18 protein-coding genes are annotated in these 18127 nt (G+C 48.1%); 8 read left to right on the forward strand and 10 right to left on the reverse strand.

Going from position 1 to position 18127, the window contains the following annotated elements; genetic code table 11:
* Positions 1 to 96: 96 nt before the first annotated feature.
* Together tsaA and ACN0TT_RS07505 are read right to left on the reverse strand one after the other, a co-directional pair.
* A complete protein-coding gene (tsaA, locus tag ACN0TT_RS07500; RefSeq protein ID WP_417761525.1) occupies positions 97 to 579 on the reverse strand; it encodes a tRNA (N6-threonylcarbamoyladenosine(37)-N6)-methyltransferase TrmO in 483 nt (160 codons plus the stop codon).
* Between the two features lie 25 nt (positions 580 to 604).
* Entirely contained in the window at positions 605 to 1219 is a 615-nt protein-coding gene (locus ACN0TT_RS07505) for a LysE family translocator (RefSeq protein ID WP_417761526.1), read from the reverse strand.
* A 180-nt stretch (positions 1220 to 1399) separates the two neighbouring features.
* Here ACN0TT_RS07505 and ACN0TT_RS07510 point away from each other — a divergent pair, with 180 nt between their 5' ends.
* The gene (locus tag ACN0TT_RS07510; RefSeq protein WP_417761527.1) at positions 1400 to 1630 is read left to right on the forward strand and encodes a DUF4177 domain-containing protein; all 231 of its coding nucleotides are present in this window, start codon (positions 1400 to 1402) and stop codon (positions 1628 to 1630) included.
* Positions 1631 to 1641: 11 nt separating this feature from the next.
* Positions 1642 to 2436: a TIGR00266 family protein gene (locus tag ACN0TT_RS07515; RefSeq protein WP_417761528.1), complete on the forward strand. Its 795-nt coding sequence runs from the start codon at positions 1642 to 1644 to the stop codon at positions 2434 to 2436.
* Between the two features lie 109 nt (positions 2437 to 2545).
* Here ACN0TT_RS07515 and ACN0TT_RS07520 read toward each other — a convergent pair whose 3' ends face one another.
* The 8 genes from ACN0TT_RS07520 to ACN0TT_RS07555 all read right to left on the reverse strand — a co-directional run bounded on the left by ACN0TT_RS07520 (position 2546) and on the right by ACN0TT_RS07555 (position 11310).
* Positions 2546 to 4666 carry a TonB-dependent receptor gene (locus ACN0TT_RS07520; protein ID WP_417761529.1) on the reverse strand — a complete coding sequence of 707 codons (2121 nt, stop codon included), beginning with the start codon at positions 4664 to 4666 and terminating at the stop codon, positions 2546 to 2548.
* 359 nt (positions 4667 to 5025) lie between these two features.
* A complete protein-coding gene (locus ACN0TT_RS07525; RefSeq protein ID WP_417761530.1) occupies positions 5026 to 5808 on the reverse strand; it encodes a hypothetical protein in 783 nt (260 codons plus the stop codon).
* 33 nt (positions 5809 to 5841) lie between these two features.
* Entirely contained in the window at positions 5842 to 6051 is a 210-nt protein-coding gene (locus ACN0TT_RS07530; RefSeq protein WP_417761531.1) for a hypothetical protein, read from the reverse strand.
* A 158-nt stretch (positions 6052 to 6209) separates the two neighbouring features.
* The gene (locus ACN0TT_RS07535) at positions 6210 to 6980 is read right to left on the reverse strand and encodes a hypothetical protein (RefSeq protein WP_417761532.1); all 771 of its coding nucleotides are present in this window, start codon (positions 6978 to 6980) and stop codon (positions 6210 to 6212) included.
* Positions 6977 to 7804 (reverse strand): hypothetical protein, encoded by an 828-nt coding sequence (locus ACN0TT_RS07540; RefSeq protein ID WP_417761533.1) that lies wholly within the window; start codon positions 7802 to 7804, stop codon positions 6977 to 6979. Before ACN0TT_RS07540 ends, ACN0TT_RS07535 begins: the two co-directional genes overlap by 4 nt.
* Positions 7805 to 7818: 14 nt before the next feature.
* Positions 7819 to 8607 (reverse strand): hypothetical protein, encoded by a 789-nt coding sequence (locus ACN0TT_RS07545; protein ID WP_417761534.1) that lies wholly within the window; start codon positions 8605 to 8607, stop codon positions 7819 to 7821.
* A 288-nt stretch (positions 8608 to 8895) separates the two neighbouring features.
* Positions 8896 to 10545: a glucan biosynthesis protein gene (locus ACN0TT_RS07550; RefSeq protein WP_417761535.1), complete on the reverse strand. Its 1650-nt coding sequence runs from the start codon at positions 10543 to 10545 to the stop codon at positions 8896 to 8898.
* A gap of 339 nt (positions 10546 to 10884) precedes the next feature.
* A complete protein-coding gene (locus ACN0TT_RS07555; RefSeq protein WP_417761536.1) occupies positions 10885 to 11310 on the reverse strand; it encodes an Hsp20/alpha crystallin family protein in 426 nt (141 codons plus the stop codon).
* A 241-nt stretch (positions 11311 to 11551) separates the two neighbouring features.
* On the opposite strand from ACN0TT_RS07555, the gene ACN0TT_RS07560 reads away from it, so the two are divergent.
* The 6 genes from ACN0TT_RS07560 (at position 11552) to ACN0TT_RS07585 (ending at position 17957) form a co-directional block, all read left to right on the forward strand.
* The gene (locus ACN0TT_RS07560; protein ID WP_417761537.1) at positions 11552 to 11845 is read left to right on the forward strand and encodes a hypothetical protein; all 294 of its coding nucleotides are present in this window, start codon (positions 11552 to 11554) and stop codon (positions 11843 to 11845) included.
* Positions 11846 to 11891: 46 nt separating this feature from the next.
* On the forward strand, positions 11892 to 14003 hold the full coding sequence (locus ACN0TT_RS07565; RefSeq protein ID WP_417761538.1) for a TonB-dependent siderophore receptor: 2112 nt from the start codon (positions 11892 to 11894) through the stop codon (positions 14001 to 14003).
* Positions 13993 to 15147 (forward strand): DUF1624 domain-containing protein, encoded by a 1155-nt coding sequence (locus tag ACN0TT_RS07570; protein ID WP_417761539.1) that lies wholly within the window; start codon positions 13993 to 13995, stop codon positions 15145 to 15147. The genes ACN0TT_RS07565 and ACN0TT_RS07570 overlap by 11 nt, the downstream gene beginning before the upstream one ends.
* Positions 15148 to 15245: 98 nt before the next feature.
* On the forward strand, positions 15246 to 15890 hold the full coding sequence (locus ACN0TT_RS07575) for a hypothetical protein (RefSeq protein ID WP_417761540.1): 645 nt from the start codon (positions 15246 to 15248) through the stop codon (positions 15888 to 15890).
* Between the two features lie 29 nt (positions 15891 to 15919).
* A complete protein-coding gene (locus ACN0TT_RS07580) occupies positions 15920 to 16504 on the forward strand; it encodes a hypothetical protein (RefSeq protein WP_417761541.1) in 585 nt (194 codons plus the stop codon).
* A gap of 208 nt (positions 16505 to 16712) precedes the next feature.
* On the forward strand, positions 16713 to 17957 hold the full coding sequence (locus ACN0TT_RS07585) for a YeeE/YedE family protein (protein ID WP_417761542.1): 1245 nt from the start codon (positions 16713 to 16715) through the stop codon (positions 17955 to 17957).
* Positions 17958 to 18127 lie beyond the last annotated feature (170 nt).

Here is an 18127-nt window from a genome sequence, read left to right on the forward strand (position 1 = left end):
ACGTATGTTAACGCGTCAGCGATAATTTTGCGAAACGCGAAACTCGAAACGCGAAACGCGAAACGCGAAACTCGAAACTCGAAACTCGAAACTCACCTACACAAAGCGATCATCCGCTGTTGAAACATGATCAGCTGCGGTGTCAAACCAGCCACATTGGCTTTGCTCACGATTATCAAATTGACTGACAAACGGCTTGATATCGAGCACGGGGGTGCCATCCAGTAGATCTAAATCGACGACATACAAGCGATTATCTTCTATCTTTTGTAGCCGTAACAACGACATGCCAATCGGATTGGGGCGGCTCGGTGCGCGGGTCGCAAACAAACCATGCGGCTTATTATCAAGGTAGGGCGTTACCGATAGTTTGGCTGGTTTGGCTTGATGTAAATGGCACAACACCCAAATGTGTGAAAAGCCATCCAAATCTAGCAGGGCATCCAGATACTGCGGTGCAACCTCAATAATACCCTGAGTGGCATTATCATGTGACGGTTGCACCGGTGTGCCCGCTTGTTGAGTGAACGGGCTATGAACCACCCCAATGCTTTGGTATTGCAGTTGTTGTACTTCCATGAATAGTTCTCCTTTTTTTAAAACGCTAATCTAACGCTAACCACACACCGACGAGCATCATCAGCACTCCCGAAATGCGGTTAAGCCAAACCACTTTATTGCCTTGGCTCAGTGCGGCCCTTAACCCCTTACCGCCTGTGGCATAGGCTGTCATGCACAGTAATTCCGACACCATGATAATGGCAATTAAACTGGTTAACTGTGGCGCTATCGGCATTGAGCTATCGATAAATGGTGGCAATAACGAAATCATAAAAGCCCAACCCTTAGGATTGGCGATCGCGGTAATAAAGCCCTGCGACATCAGTGTGATTCTGCCGACATCTCGCGGTTGCTGCGCTGCCATGAGTGTCGCGGGGGCGCGCCACATGCTGATACCAATCCAGATAAGGTACGCCCCACCCAGCCATTTAACTAATTGAAATACGTCGGGGTGTTGCACCATAACCGCTGCAACACCTAAGGCGGCCGCTAACGCGACCAATGCAACACCGGTGACTTCGCCGAGCATCATCCAATAGGTACGCCTTAGGCCAACCTGCATACCTAAGGTCATGGCGAGCGTCATACACATGCCTGGTGTGGCAGAAACCAATAAAAAGGTGGGAATAAATACACTTAACAACGAGTAGTTCAGCATGATTTTCTAAGATAACTGCGAAAAAGCGAGCATAATCAAAAGCGGCTGTCGTCCGCAATAGGCACATCCGCAGCATTTTTCGCCGACACCATCAACATTCGGAATTTCCTGTTGCACGGTTCGACATTTTATGTCATAAATTGCGACATATTATGTCTAAAGGTGTGCAGGGAGCCATTGATGCAACGTGTGGTGGAGTTTAGAAAGAAACATTTTTGGTCCGGACGTTTAAACCTTGAAGCGTTAAATTTACAGCTTGATAAATACCGTGAGCAGGGCTGGCGAGTGGTAACGATTCGGCCAGTAACAGCCACATTTGGGCTGGGGGGCTCATGCTTGGTATTGTTAGAAAATGAAGACGAAGCGTTAAGCCCGCCCCGTATTGAATCCGTTATAAACGTCTTAGCCTAAGAGGAATTGTCATGAGCAAACAGTGTCACGAAGTTGATTATGAAATTATTGGCGAGAGTATGCAGTTGGTCGAAGTGGAGTTAGATCCCGGCGAAACCGTGATTGCGGAAGCAGGGGCGATGACGTACATGGAGTCAGGTATCCAATTTGAAGCGCGCATGGGCGATGGTTCGGCGGTTGAATCGGGATTCTTCGGGACACTGATGGGCGCGGGTAAACGTATGCTGACTGGCGAAAGTTTGTTTATGACCCACTTTTCCAACCACGGACATAGCAAGCAGCGGGTGTCGTTTGCCGCCCCTTATCCCGGCACCATTTTGGCGATTGATTTGGATGAGGTGGGTGGCGAGCTTATTTTGCAAAAGGACAGCTTTTTGGCTGCAGCACTCGGCACACGTATCAGTATGAAATTTAATAAACGCCTAGGAGCGGGCTTCTTCGGTGGTGAAGGCTTTATTTTACAAAGCCTTCAAGGTGACGGGATGGCGTTTATTCATGCGGGCGGCACCTTAATCCGCAAAGAACTGCGTGGCGAAAAGTTGCGGGTCGATACTGGCTGTTTGGTTGGTTTTACCGCAGGTATTGATTATGACATTCAACGTGCGGGGTCATTAAAGTCGATGTTGTTCGGCGGTGAAGGGCTGTTTTTAGCCACGTTAGAAGGGCATGGCACTGTGTGGCTACAAAGTTTACCGTTCTCGCGTATGGCTGATCGAATTATTGCCCACGCACCATCAATGGGGGGCAGCGATCGCGGAGAAGGCTCTGTCTTAGGTGGAATTGGCCGCATGTTTGATGGTCGTTGATGCGTCACACTGTCCGACGCTTAGGCGTTACCGCAGTTAGCAAAGCCAGAAACAGAAACAAGAAAGCGGAGCTTTTGGGGCTCCGCTTTCTATAACTCATTCACTCAGCTTAAAAGCTGTAAGTTAATGATACCCAGTAGTTACGGCCTGGGTTGACGTAACCGGTGGTTGACCGTGAAGTACTGAAATATTCACCCGCATATTCGGTAGAGCGGCCTGAGCCGTACAGTTGCACTTCTGAGAAGTCTTTATCAAACAAGTTGTCGATATTGGCGTTCACAGTAATGCTGTCGCTGAACTTATACGTTGCACCCAAATCGATTACTGTCCATGATTTCATGTTGGCGCCTAACGCATCGCTGACCAGTTGCTGCGTGTTAGTCAGGTTGTCATACAAGCTAGTGTAACGAGGTATTTCACCATGGTATTCCGCAGAAATGCGGGCGCTGAAATCATCAGTCACTTGCCATTGCAAACGCGCATTAGCCATATGTTTAGCGGTGGCGTTGAATGGCGCACCATCGTTTTCGCCGCCTTCTTGCTCTGTATCGTTGTAGGTGTAGTTTAAGTTAAAGCGTAAGTTATCAATCAATACTGGGAACGAGGTAGCAAATTCAACCCCTTCAACTCGGGCACGACCAATGTTACGGAACGAGGTGGTGTTTTCTCCAATATCGTAGCTATTGATAGCGTCTTTGTACTTGTTGTAGAAGAAGGTGACGTTGGCATTAAATTCACTGGCGTTTTCATAGTAAACGCCCGCTTCGTAGTTGGTGGATTTTTCTGGTTCTAGCTCTGGGTTACCCACAGTATTGACCGTACCGTTGCCGGTAATTCCGCTCACACCATCGTGAATTTGGCTCAAAGACGGCGTATTGTAACCAGTGCTCACACCACCTTTGACGGTCCAATTTTCATTCACGTCATAAACTGCATAAACGCGTGGGCTGACGTGACCACTGAAGTCGTCATGTTTCTCGTAACGCGCACCAAAAGTGATTTGCAGCGGTGCAAGCGCTTGCCACTGATCTTCGGCATAAACAGAGTAGTTGTCTTGCTCAAAGGTTTCGCCACTGGTGGCCAACACGATGCCATCTTCCATGCGTGCATTCCAGTATTCGAAACCGGTTGTCAGCAAATGGTCTTGGCCAAGACCTGCAATCAGTTTAGTGTTGAATATGATGTTACGGTTTTTCAACTCACGTGCGTCGCCGATCATGTAGGCCAAGTCTGCAGGTAAGCTTTTTCCCGTTAAGACACGACCTTTGTTTTCGGTTGTGGCATACAGCAGGTTAGATTTCCAAGTCGCGAAATCAAATTCAGCATCATATCCCACAACGAATTTGTTTTGCTCGTAGTGCAACATATCTTCATAGCCACCGCCTGATGTACCCACTGGACCGAGTTGGCTATTTTCGTTGTTGAACTTTTGACGGGCGACTTCACCATCAAACCACAGGTGATGATTGGCATTAATCTTATAGTTCAGGCGGCTACCTAAGGTGTAACGATCACTTTCGGTAGGGAAGGGGGTCCGCGTGGCGCTAGTTTCGCTCAGTGACTCCATACTGGTGCCTTGGCGATGCTGGCTATTACCTCGCAGAGTGATGCTCAGCTTATCCTTGATCAGCGGTCCAGAGGTATAGAAACCCACATTGGTGCTATCGCCCCATTTATCATCTTCTTGAACTGAGTGACTCACGTTGACACTACCAGCCCATTGGTCGGCATATTTCTTGGTTATGATGTTGACTACACCACCAATGGCGTCTGAACCATACAGGGTCGACATTGGGCCACGGATCACTTCGATATGGTCAATGGCGTTCAGTGGTGGCATAAAACCAGTATTCATGCTGCCAAAGCCATTTGGTGTGGCATCTGAGCTGGCAGATTGACGTACACCATCCACCAGAATCAATGTGTAGCTGCTTGGCATGCCGCGGATACTGATATTCAAGCCGCCAGTCTTACCTGTACCGCTACGAATATCGACACCTTCTACACCACTCAGCGCTTCGGCTAAGTCATGATAGTTGCGTTGGGCTAACTCTTCATGACTGATCACTGAAACCGAGGCAGGTGCGTCAACCAATTTCTGTTCCATGCCGCTGGCAGTGACGACAATCACTTCATCGATTTTAGTTTTTGCAGGGTCTGCGAAAGAAGGCGTTGCGAATATTGCGGCAGTAATAGCCAAAGCGATAGGAGAAAGTATCTGTTTTTTCATGTTCTTGTAACCACGTAAGAAGCGAAATGCATCATCTAGAAAAGTTAATGCAAATGATAATGAGTATCAGTAGTAAATTAGTTGATCAGCATCACATAAAATGCGGTTATTCAAAATTTACTGATATTAGATATAATATTTGCACAATAAATATGCTGAACATTCGTTGGTTGATAGTTTTTTATACTGGTGGGGTGTTTGGCGTCTGTGGTGAACAAATGTGGCAGAGATAACGACTAACGTGACCAACGATATACTAACGTTGCGTCTTGGCGATTGGCGGCAGTTGGTTAAGTCGCGGCGCGTATTTTGCCAAACAAGAATAAGAAAGGCCATCAACTTGTGTGGCCTGTTGTTGATTACTGCGCTGCGGCGGCGCTAGGCAGGCTAAACTGCCTGCGGATGTCAGGCGCTAACGAAACCTGCATGCCAGCGACGTTGGCTTCTAACAACAGTTGGTAGACCCCATCGGTGTTGGCCAGTTTGACGGGGATACCGCTTTGTTTGGCATACCACGCATCTTCGACCTTAGCTGGCTGCTCTTGGTCATCGTCTGTGGCAGATAGCCGCTGTTTGGTGTACTGCAGGTGGCAAGTATCAAAACTACCTGCCGGTGTGGTGATCGATTCCATCCCCATAAAACGCGTAGTGCGTCGATATTGCTGGGTCTCGGTAAATTCAACCCCAAACGTTAAGCTGTGTTCGGTGGTTTGGTAGCGGGTGTCTACGGCATCACCCGCAGTAATAAAGTTAAAGCTTTCAGGAACGGCTGGGCTGAATACTCGGCTAACAGGCCCAAACTCGTGCTGATTATTAAACTCAACCGCTAATGCGAGAAACTGCGATTGCTCAGCATCGACTTGATTATACCGCGATGCCCAGCGCTGAAATTGCTGTGGGTGCTGCAGTGAATTGGTGGATAGCTCGGTAACAATGGCAGCTTGGCCCTGATACTGTGCTGCTTTCATCTGCCATTGTTGGACACTTTGCATTCGTCCATCAATGTAGGTGGCTAGGGTCAACTGGTTGCCCGCTTGGTAGAAATTTGGATTGTAGCACTGCAGGGCACTGCTTTCTGGAATTGATGGACCACAGCCGCATAGCAAAACAACCGCGGCCAGCGGTATCAAAGGGTATTTCATGCATTCCGTCCTTGCTCGCTTGCCCGTTGGTGCTTAGTTAGGCTTAAGCTTTAACTGTTTTAATATCGCTGCTGGCGCCGAGAACTGCTGACCTGACACATCGGCTTGGATCAGTAGATACTCGCTAGCGTTATGATTTGACGACATTTTAACGGGAATTCCAAGCTCTTTGGCATACCAATAGTGTTCTTCGCTGTTATCTTCATCACCTGCCTTGCCTAAATCACGCGCTGCCTGCTGCAAAAACAATCAGCAAAGATAAACAGCCCCTAGCGTAAAACTATTGCCTGCCTGATAAAACTCAGTGCTAAAGCAGTTGAGCGCACTGGTTTCTGGAATGCTTTTGCCACAACTTGCCTGCAGTGGCAGGGCGATGACAGCAAGAAAGCTTTGCTTCATCCTCACACCCCATTGCTGTTGTTTATCGGTTTAATATGCACTTGCTGGAGCCGCGCGTCAGGTGCTGAAACCGTGTCACCGTTGACTTGTGCCTGAACCAACACTCTTTTACGTGTTTGTTGCTCATTGGCGAGTTGAACTTGCATGCCTAATTTATCATCGTACCAACGGTGCGACGTGGTTACGCTTGTTGTGTCACTGTCTATATCGTGGCGGCGAATGGTGTCAGTGAAGTGACAGGTAGAAAAAGTCCCTGCAGGTGTGGTGAGTTGCTCGTAGCCAATAAACGTGGTCACCTTATGCTCTTCCGTATGAGTGGCTGTGTTGTCGGGATCGCTGGGCATGTATGCCCGCATTTCATAATCGGTAGTAACAGGTGTAGCAGTGGTGGCATTTGCCTCTAACACGTCTGGTTGAGCAGGGGTGTATTCGATTAAAAACTCGACTTTATCTTTGCTAAAGCGGTTACTGTGCTGCAATATTTGCTGATGAGCTTTATCAACAGTGAGTGTTTTAACATATTGCTGCTCTGTTTTGCCTTGCAGATCTTTATATACGCCATGTTCTTCTACTTGTGGGGCATCAGCCAGCGGTTTATAGGAGACCTCTATCACGTCATAGGGGGCATTATCGCGGTAGTTGATATAGGTGAAGGTATTGCCTGCTTGATAAAGTGCCGGGTTAAAGCAGCCGGTGGTTGAGTTTTCTGACCCTCCGCAAGCTGTAAGTAGTAATGGACTGCAAATAATGGTGGCAATTAGACGTGTTTTCATAGTGTTGAACCTGATGATTTGGCGAAATTTAGCGCTTCCGCTAGTTGTAATTTTTCGATGTCGGCCTGAGTGGGCATAAAGGTCTTGTCATCGACTTTGGCTTGGATCAGCTGATATTGATCTGGCGATGGTTCCGCTTCAAACAGGACGGACAGCTGCACGGGAATACCCAGCTGTTGGGCGTACCACGTGTTGACGGTTAACTGATGTCGCTTGCCATACTCGGCATTTTTCACTTCCGTTTTTAGTTCCATATGGCAGGTACTAAATGTGCCAGCAGGCGTGGTGAGCGACTCAATACCGTGAAAGGTGGTCGTTTGCTTGAAATCTAAGGTGACGTGCTGCGGTGGGTCATTATCCAAGGTGCTTTCAGTGAGGTAACTGAAATTGCTGCTGCGTGACTGACCTTTGTTGGCAAAGTTAAAGTCGATGAGTTGTGGTGCACCGTCCGCTTCACGCTTGATTTTGCTAGATAAGAAATCCTGCTCACCACTTTGTAAGGCAAAATTTTTATTCTCAGCATCTATCGCGAGTGTTTGGCTGATAGCCATCCCTTCTTCACCACTCTTAACCAGCCAGGTTCGCTGCAACTCTTTTCCCAATGGCAGTGGGTCTTTGCCTGTACTTTGTGGCTTGTTACCTGTTTGCAGTGTGGTAAACAGATAGTTTGTGGGCTGATTATCAGCGAGTTCCACCATGAGATACTCGTTGCCATCTTGATAGATATTCGGGTTAAAACAGCTCATCGCTGATTGATCTGGCGCTCCGCAACCCGCCAGCACTAACGTGCTGGCGATGAGGCTGGGAACTAAGAGCGTTTTCATGGCGTCAATCCTTGTTATTTAGCAAAAGCTAAGGCATCGGCTAGCTGCAGCTTGGTAATATCGGCAGGCGTTGGCGTAAAAGTTTTACCGTTAATAGTGGCTTGAATTAGCACGGTTTCCATCGGGGCGCGCTCGTCAATTGTGGACGTTATCTTGACCGGAATTCCTAATTGCTGCGCATACCAAGTGGTTGTTTCCTGGCCATGTTTGCCTTCGGCATCAGTGAGCGTTGTCTGTATACGGCAAGTATCAAATTCACCTGCGGGAGTCGTAATCGATTCAATGCCAACAAACGTGGTGGTCGCTTTTGAGTGCTGAGTCGTCGTTTGGTTGGCAGTTGCATCATCAGCGTTAATGTATTCAATGTCGTAGCTGACATCACGACTGTGCGATTGGTTTGGCGTGTCGAAGTTAAAATCAATAATCGATGCAGTATGCTTATCCGCTCGCATTTTGGTGGTAAATGTATCTATTTGGTAATCTTCACTGAGCAGCGCGTAGCGATAGTTAGCGGCGTCAATGCTGAAAACTCGGTTGGTTAGTACGGTGGAAATACTGGCCATTGCGACATGCATCAATCGAGATTCCTTACCCGCAGGGTAGGGCTGAGTATCATCTTTTGTCAGTTTGACTAGCGTGGGCGCTTTTGGCTTGCCGTCTTCCATTATTACGGTGAGGTATTGATTACCCGCTTGATAGAGTTCTGGGTTAAAGCAGCTCGTGGCGTTATTGGGGGGAACTGATTGGCCACAGGCGCTGAGCAATAACATACTGGTGCTGATTAACGTGCATCTTTTTCGCATGCTAAAAATCCTTTTCACTGTGCCGACGATAGAACTCATCGGGCTGGGTGCAAAAACAGGTGTGCTGCCTTCCAAGACAGCGATAAAAAAGAAGACATATTATGTCATTTTTGAATATGGGTACAGGATGAATTTTATTTTCTTAAAATCATAGGGATAGATAAACAGTATGGACTAAGTTGTCGTGCCGATTAGACCGCAGTTTCGCTACGATTGTTTGTTGCGTTGTCGCTTGGATTTAGCGCATAAAAAACGCTGCCGTGGCAGCGTTTTTTATAACCGGAACACTTATTTCAAGTGACCTGCGTTATGCAGTTCGCGTTTATCTTTAGCTGGCGGATTCCATTGATACAGCCAAGTTTCTGTCAACGGCTTGCCATCGGCTTCCAGATACAGACGGATATTGATTGGATCTGTCGAATCATCTGGGGGGACCAAATCAAACATGGCTCGGTAGCCGTCAATCGAATGTAGCGGGCGAGCAGAGGTGATTTCAACACGGCCTGCTGAGGTGGTGATCACTGGTTTAACTTCCACATCTTTGTCCAGTTTATCCAGTTCGCCGCCGTTAAAGTCCACCACAAAACGTTTGCTGTAATACTGGCGTTTTTTACCGATAACACCGCCAATACCTGTATAAGTGTCATGCACTTCACCGTGATCAACTTCGTAAGGTACGGTGCCACCCCAGTACATGTTATAGCTGAACAGCAACTCTTGGCCTGGTTTGACTGGTGCGTCTGGGTTCCAGAATGCCACAATGTTGTCAAAGGTTTCATCCAGTGTTGGGATCTCAACTAGCTGTACTGAACCTTTACCCCAATCGCCGATTGGTTCGATCCACAGGTGAGGGCGTTTTTCATAGAATACGCCGTCATCTTGGTAGTGATCAAAGTTACGGTCTCGCTGCATCAAACCAAAACCTTTCGGGTTTTCATCGCTATAAGCATTGAAACGCAGGTTTTCAGGGTTGCCCAGCGGACGCCAAATCCATTCGCCAGTACCTGTGTGCATAGCTAAGCCGTCAGAATCGTGGATCTCTGGACGCCAGTCGTAGTTAGTGCGACGGTCGTTTTCGCCGATCATGTACATACTGGTCAGCGGTGCAACGCCCATGCGCTCAACAGCTTTACGTGGATACACGGCGGCATCAACACGCATCTTCAAACGCTTACCCGGTGTGATATCAAAACGGTAAGCCCCCGATACACTTGGTGAATCCATCAGCGCGTATACAGTAGCGGTATCTTCACCCGGCTTTGGCGCTTCCATCCAGAAATCGGTAAAGATAGGAAACTCTTCCGGTTTTTCCATGGCGGTGTCGATGGCTAAGCCACGAGCAGACAGGCCGTATTGCATCTCTTCACCCACAGCGCGGAAATAGCTAGCGCCGAGGAAAGCGATCACGTCACGTTGCCAATCACCGTCGAATTGCATACGGAAACCTGCAAAACCAAGATCATCAGGCAGCTTGTTCGATTTCAGCTTTGACTTACCGTAGTCAAACAGTGAACCGCTATATTTGACGGTTTCAACCTTACCATCTTTGAGTTGGTAGATTTGAATCGGAGTATCGAAATACAGGCCCAAGTGGAACAACTCTGCACGAAACTTACTGTCATCGTCGTCTTTCCATAACGCTTTATCTTTACGGAAATGGATCTGTTGATATTCATCCCAATCGAGTTTGGTCAAACTGCTTGGGATTTCACCTTTGTGGCTTTGGTAAGGATTTTTAGCTAACTCACTCGCGTATCCCTTAAGCCATGCATAACTGAATTCTTCTCCGGGAGCGGGAACAGCCTTTAAGCCTGCGGCGTGAGAAAGTTGACTCACGAACATCATGCCCGCGGTAGCCATAGTCAGTAGTGACAAGCCAAGGAAAGAACGACGTTGAGAGCCAGTTAGACAGCGATACTTCAATGTATTTGATGACATAGGCGCACTCTGAAAATTCGGGCTTTGTATTGGTGTTGCACGCAACGCCACAAAGCAGGAAACGGACAACCAACCGTACTGTTGGTTGTTTAACCATAACTTAACCCCGAAGGGAGTAGTGATGTTGAACTGCAAGCAATCTACCATATTTTTAGCTGGTGAAAAGGGCTAAAAAAAGATATCCAGTTATCTGTTCTGTCATTATTCAGGTAAGTAATTCAAATGTTAATAGAATCGTGCAACTACCTGAAAATAGATTATATATTGTGCGGTGTGCACATAAAAAAAGCCACCTGTTTCCAGGTGGCGTAATGGTTGGAACTCGGTATTGCTGCCGCCTTAATGGATTTCAATTTTTTGGCGGTTGCTTGGCGCTTCAGCTGTTTTTGGCAAGGTTAAATACAGCATGCCGTTATCAAACTTAGCGTCGATAGCCTCTTCTTTGACGTTTTCTGGTAGCGCGAAACGGCGGACAAACGAGCCGTAATAGCGTTCAGACAGGTGTTGCTTGTCATCGGTATGTTCGTGTTTACGCTCACCAGTCAGCACCAAGTAGCCATTTTCAATGCTGAGGTTGATGTCGTCTTTGCCAATTTCTGGCAGTTCAACTTTTAGAAGATACTGTTTGTCATCTTCACTGATGTCCGTTGCTGGTAACCAGCTACGTTGGCCTGAAAGTATCGGACTAGACCAGTCCATCAGTGAACCAAAACGATTGAATAAGCTGTCGAATTCTTCGGCAGGATTCCAAGGACGTAATTTCATAATGACCTCCTTTAGTTTGTTATCCACACAAAATTCAACTTGTAGGCAATCTTGCTTGCCTACAAATCAATATGGGGCAGTTGAGTGACTTTTCAATGGTAGGGAAAGAAATTATTTTGTTTATTTCAACGTCAGTTAATGCAGTTAGTTACTATTTACATTTAAGATTCTCTGGACTATTGCGCTAAGTCACAGTAGGGTGCCTGCCGAGATAAATTTCATTCATTTTGTTTTCTTTCGTATGCAGCAGTTGAGAAACAGCCGTCATCGTTGGCTCTGGATTGTACTTGGATTATGGCTAACGCTATTCCAAGCGACGACTGCTGCCCATTCGCTGGAAGAAAGCATTGTACCACACGATCACAGCCATTGTTTGTTGTGTCATGCGGGTCACTTGACTGGCGCTGCGCCAACGGAGTTTCCCTCACTTCATCTGGTTGAAGTGCCTTCTACTCAGATTGTGTCGCTTGTACCTCAAGCACCGCAATTGCCGCGTATTCGCCAGCGCCATGCCCGAGCTCCGCCCATCCTCTGAGATTTCATTAAAAATTTAATATTAATTATCAGTAGGATAACCCTAAATGAAGTACAGTAAAATCTATGCTGCGCTGCTGCTTAGCTGCGCGCAATTGCCCGTTATTGCGGAAGAAAGCTCGAAAACAACTACCACAACTGATAGCCAAGAGATTGAACGGCTGACGATTCAATATCGCCAAGCTTATCGTGGAGATGTGCCAGCCTCGAAGTTGCCCCAAGCGATTACCACCTTAGATACTCAGTTGCTAAAAGATGTCAGCGCTGGTTCATTGCAAGATGCGATGGATTTTTCTGCCTCAGCAGCGCGGCAGAATAACAGTGGCGGCATGTGGGACAGTTTTTCGCTGCGTGGTTTTCCCGGTAACGAAAATATGCCAGCGGGCTATTTGATTAATGGTTTTAGTGGTGGCCGTGGTTATAGCGGTCCGCGTGATACGACCTCTATCGATTATATTGAGGTACTTAAAGGCCCAGGTTCTGCCTTATATGGCCGTTCAGAGCCGGGCGGGTCGGTTAATATCATCACCAAGAAACCGCAAAATGTGACTCAAGGCTATTTAAAAACCGAGTGGGGTAGCTTTGATAATCAGCGCATTGAAGGCGATATTACTGGCGCGGTGACTGATAACATTGCGGCGCGAATTATCGGGAGTTATAGCGACAGCGACAGCTATCGTGATGAAGTGACTAAACGGTCAAGCACATTTACGCCATCCGTTCGCTGGCAAGTGTCGGACGATACTTCAGTGTTATATGAGTTTGAATGGATCAAACGTGATCAACTGTTTGATCGCGGTGTCGTTGTGCTCAATAACGATTTCAATACGGTGCCGAATTCGCGCTACCTTGGTGAACCGGGTGACGGTCCAACGTCGATTTACGCGGCCGGTCATCAAATTACCTTTGAACATTTTATTAACGGTGATTGGCAGCTCACCGGTGGCTTTAGTCACCGTCACTCTACGTTGCGTGGTTACTCATCAGATACTGAGTTATCCGCCTCGCGGCAGTCGGTGTTTGACGATGGTGAGACGCTGACACGCCAACGGCGTTACCGCGATTATGCTTCAGAAGATAGTTCGGTGCGACTGGAATTAAACGGCAAACTGGCCACGGGCGCGTTGACGCATCACCTATTGTTTGGAGTTGATGCTTACCGTTATGAACTGAAAACGGCGTTATCACGCTATCGCGGTGGTAAAGGCAGTTATGACATTGATATCAACAACCCGCAGTACGGTAGTCAGCCATTACCGGAGGTGAGCCCGCTCTATGATAACCGCGAGCATCAACGGGCGGTTGGTGGTTACATTCAAGACCAAATCGATATCACTGAGCATTGGCAAGCGTTGCTCGGTGTCCGCTTGGATGTGATCAATCAAGAGATCCTTGAGATGGTGAGCACGGTTGATTCATCGCGCCACGATAGCCGCTTTAGCCCGCGTTTAGGTTTGGTGTATTCACTGAATGACAATGTGAGTTTTTACAGCAGTTACTCAGAAGGCTTTTTGCCACTAAGTGGCACAGATGCTCAAGGGCAACCATTTGGCTCTGAAGAAAGCCGTTCATTTGAAGTGGGCAGTAAGCTGACGACGAATGCTCTGCAAGCCACATTAGCGCTATTTAATGCGCATAAGAGCAACATTTTGGTGTCAGATCCTATCAATGTCGGATACTCAGCACCATTGGGAAGTGCGCGTAGCCGCGGCATAGAGTTGGATGCCAGTTATCAAGCGCCGTGGTTTGATACCCAGTTATCTTACAGCTATTTGGATACTGGCACCGACAGCGACAGCGTTAATGCCGATTGGGGCGTACCGATCCCAAAAGGCAGCCCACTGGTAAACATTCCGCGCCACAATGTATCTTTGGTGTTGAGCCGTGATTTTTATATCAGCGATGCCAGTTTGCGTGCGGGAGTTAGCTATCGCTTTGTTGATGATCGTTTAGGGGATGCAGCCGATCTGAGCTTTCGTTTACCGGCGTACCAAGTTTATGGCGCGTTTGTCCGCTGGCAGATGACCGATGCGCTGAGCGTTACTGCCAATGCAAACAATCTATTTGATAAAGATTATGTGGATAGCAGCTACAACGCCTTGTGGGTCTATCCGGGCGCACCGCGGAACTTCAAACTGAGTGTCACGTATGGCTTCTAACATCAACCAGCGTATCAATAGTATTGATATGATGCGCGGCTTGGTGATGGTGATTATGGTGCTGGATCATGTGCGCGAGCGCTTTTTCCTGCACCAGCAGGTGAGCGATCCGATGGATATCAACACCACACCGCCAGCGCTATATTTCAGTCGCTTAGCGGCGCATTTATGTGCGCCGACTTTTGTGTTCTTAACTGGGTTGTCAGCTTGGTTGTATCAACATAGTGGTCCTACAGGACAGCGGCCGCTGCCAGGCTTTTTGCTGAAACGCGGTCTATTTTTGATCGCGCTGGAAGTGACCTTAATTACCTTCAGTTGGATGGGCAATTACCACACCTTGTATCTGCAAGTGATGTGGGCCATTGGTTTAAGTATGGTGGCACTGGCATTGCTGCAATATCTGCCGCGCTGGAGTCTAGTGGTTATCGCCATTGGTTTGGTGTTTGGTCATAACGCGTTAACACCGATCCAGTTTGCCCCGAATGAATGGGGTTACAGTGCGTGGACTATTTTGCACGACCGTGGTTATCTCATCAGTGATAGTTCGCTTAATGTGAAAGTGAGCTATCCGCTATTGCCGTGGATTGGTGTGATTGTGTTTGGTTATCTTGCCGGGCCGCTGTACAGCAAGGTGATGGATAGCGATACCCGTCAAAGCTGGTTACTGCGATTAGGCGTTGGCAGTTTGGCGCTATTTGCGGTGTTACGCGGTGGCAATATTTATGGTGAAACCCTGCCTTGGCAGCAGGGCGACACGCTGCTCATCAGCGTTATGTCGCTACTGAACCTGACTAAATATCCGCCATCGTTAGCGTTTTTGTTGCTAACACTGGGGCTGATGTTTTTAGGTTTGCGGCAGATGGAGCGGCTCAGTTCACCCTGGAGTCAAGCGGCTGCTAAGGTGTTGACGCAATTTGGTGGCGCGCCGATGTTCTTCTATCTACTGCATCTTTATTTGTTGCTGTTGCTGTATCAAATCGCCGAGGCGATTTGGGGCGCCAATCATGGTGAGTTGTTTGGCGTGAGCAGTATTGTGCAGGTTTGGTTGATTAGCGTCGCGTTAGTGCTGGCCTTATATTGGCCCAGCAAAACCATTGCGGCATTTAAACGTCGGACTCAGCGGCAGTGGGTTAAGTATTTGTAAGCGCTATTTTGCTAACTATGCGTAACTGAGCACGGCGCTCGCTGTGATGGCGAGTGCCGTGCTACTATGCGGCCATTTTGTTTAGCTAAGGCAGCACTATGGATATGTGCCGCTTGTTGCCAAAAGGATTTTTACTGCAAATGCTGTATTACCCCACATTTATCACTGATAGCAGCAATGCCGTTATCGGCGTTTACGATAAGCGCTCTGGTGAGGCGCCCAGTGTGCTCAAGCATCTTGATGATCCTTACCAATGGCGCGCACCAACCTTACATTTTACTGCGGCGGAACAGCAGGTAGATGCCATTGTGCCAGTCAATATGCCGTTATGGGTGATGCAGTTACCATTAGCCAACGCCATTCAACAGTTGGCCCCTGACGCGCTGGTGTTATTGCCTATCCGCTGTGTGTTTGCCGGAAAGTCCAGTGATAACTATTGCGTGCTGTGGCCATTACATCGGCAAGCCGTGTGGGATCTGGCGAAGTCAGATTGGGCGCCGCTCCCTATGGCAAGCTGGCCAGCAGATAGGCCGTTTTATCTCTATGATATGCAGCTTATTGCTGATGTTGCATTAACCTATCCACTGGTGGCGAACCGTCATCATCCCAGTATGTTGGTGGTCAACGACGCGGTGAAGCAGCTTATTGATAGCCATTGCACCACGGTGCAGTGCCTGTCTCTGGCTGAGTATCGCCGCGATATTCGCCATCGCAGCTCTGCCGATAAAGTAAATCCCGCGTAATTTGAACTCAGTACAAGGTGGTGCAGTCGATGGCCAAACGTCAGCGAAAGTTTGAATTTTTCCTTCCCGGTACGCCGCTGCTTGCCAAAATCGGCACGAGCTTCTTTTTGGTGATTTTGTTCTGTGGTCTGATTGGGATTTTTGTCAATGTACTGATTGATACTTGGTTGATTGATAAGCTCTATTGGGTTGCTGGTGGCTTGAGTTTACTGCTTATCCTGCTGGTGCTCGCTGGCCTGTTAAACCCTAAAAGTCACTATCGTGCGCAGATGCAGGCGCGCATTGGCAGTATGTGGAAACTGGTGTTTGGCATGCTGGTAGGCATCCCATTATTGATGTTTATGGGCATTTGTAACGGTGTTCCATCGGTAGTGCACATGTTGCTGCCATCAGAAGAGCGGGCGGTGATTGTGACCATCGACCACAAACCCAGCGGGTATTACAACAAAGGCTGTAACGGCGAGATTTTTCTGCAAGAGTTTGATGGCTTGTTCTCTGCGGTATGTGGCATTCATAAAGACGATTGGCAGCAGCTCGAAGACGGGCAAAAGATCTTGCTGGTTGGTCAGCGCACCATAATTGGTTTTAGCTACAAGGGCTATCGCTTGCCGTAAACGCCGCCCGTTGCTGAGTTAAGTGCATGACAGCGGCTTAACTGTCTATCATCAGTCTATCGTCAGTGCCATTGCTACTTCGTTATTCCTTATTTGTCTAACAAAGTTATTTTAAATAACTCGAATATTCGCTACATTATGCCGCTTTATTTTTGTCCTATTTTCTATTTCCTGCACAGGGCCGTGCGATAGGTTTTCCGGAGTCATAATGAATCCTAAAGAGCATATTAGCGGTTTGCTGTTGTTGCTGTTGGTTGTGATCAGCGGCGGCATTTGGCTTGATAGCGCCATTTTCTTTCGTCTACTCGTTGGCTTAGGGCTAGGTTATGCCCTGAGCCGCGCATCACTCGGGTTTGCCGGCAGTGTTAACCGCGCTTATCGCGCTGGCTCAACCAAACTGCTGCGTAACCTGATGTTACTATTCTTCCTGACCGCATTGGCCTGTAGCGCGCTGATGATTGGTGGCGATCATAGCGGACTTAAGTTGTCGGTTAATCCCATCAACACCGGGCTATTAGTGGGCGGTTTGATGTTTGGTTTTGGTATGTCGATTGCTGGCTGCTGCGCCTCTGGCGTATTGACCTATTTCTCTAATAATCTGCTACGGCCAGCATTAGCACTATTTTTCTTCGGCATGGGGGTATATATCGCCTTCCCGTTACAGGCGACCCAAAGCTGGATCCGCGACAGTTGGTTCGCCAGTGCGAGCAGTAGCAGAGGCGTCTTTTTACCCGATTTATTTAGCTGGGACCCGCTCGGTGGCTATGTCGGCGCATTGCTATTAACTGCGTTGTTTGGCGCCATTGTGAGTTGGTTGGCGATCCGTTTTGAGCGCCAACGCCGCAGCAGTGGCCGTTATATCGGCGTGGCGTCAGAAACTGAACAATTGGCACCGAGTAGTATTGATCTGGCTGAGCACAAGCTATTTAGCGCGGCGACTTATCAGGCACTGTTTGTCAGTCGCTGGAAGCCTGTGACGGGCATTAGCGTCATCGTGGTGATGTTTGTGTTATTGATGGGCGTCACTGGCGGCGGTTGGGGCGCATCAACGCCGTTTGGTTTGTGGTTTGGGCGCTTATTGATTGCCTTCGGCATGGCGCCAGAAACTGTGGCGGCATTTGCGCATAAATCAGTGAATGCCTTTACTATGCCGTTTTTCAGCCATGCGGTAACTGTGCAAAACTTGGGGATTATCGCAGGGGCGGTAATTTCCTTACTGCTTTCTGGTCGGTTTTTGAGTGGCTTCTCCCGCTTACCTTTGTCTTTGATGGAAGTCGGTTTGCTGGCGTTGGCGGGCTTGTCGATGGGCGTGGGTACCCGCTTAGCTAATGGCTGTAATGTGGGCGCGCTATATACCCCCATTGCACACTTTTCGCTGTCAGGCTGGATCTTCTTAGCAGTGATGATTGCCGGTGGCATCTTAGGTAACGCGCTGCGTAAACGGGTGCTGTAAAGTTTCTCGCGACAATGAATATAGAAAACCAGCCTTGTGCTGGTTTTCTCACATTTACGGTTATGCCGATGATTATTCAAGTAATTTACCGCAGAAACCTTGACATATTATGGCGATCTGGCCTGCATTATGGCAAGATAGCGGCGATTTCGCGTAGGCACTATTGTATA

Source organism: Shewanella sp. (genome assembly GCF_048265805.1).
In the GTDB taxonomy this organism is placed as follows: domain Bacteria; phylum Pseudomonadota; class Gammaproteobacteria; order Enterobacterales; family Shewanellaceae; genus Shewanella.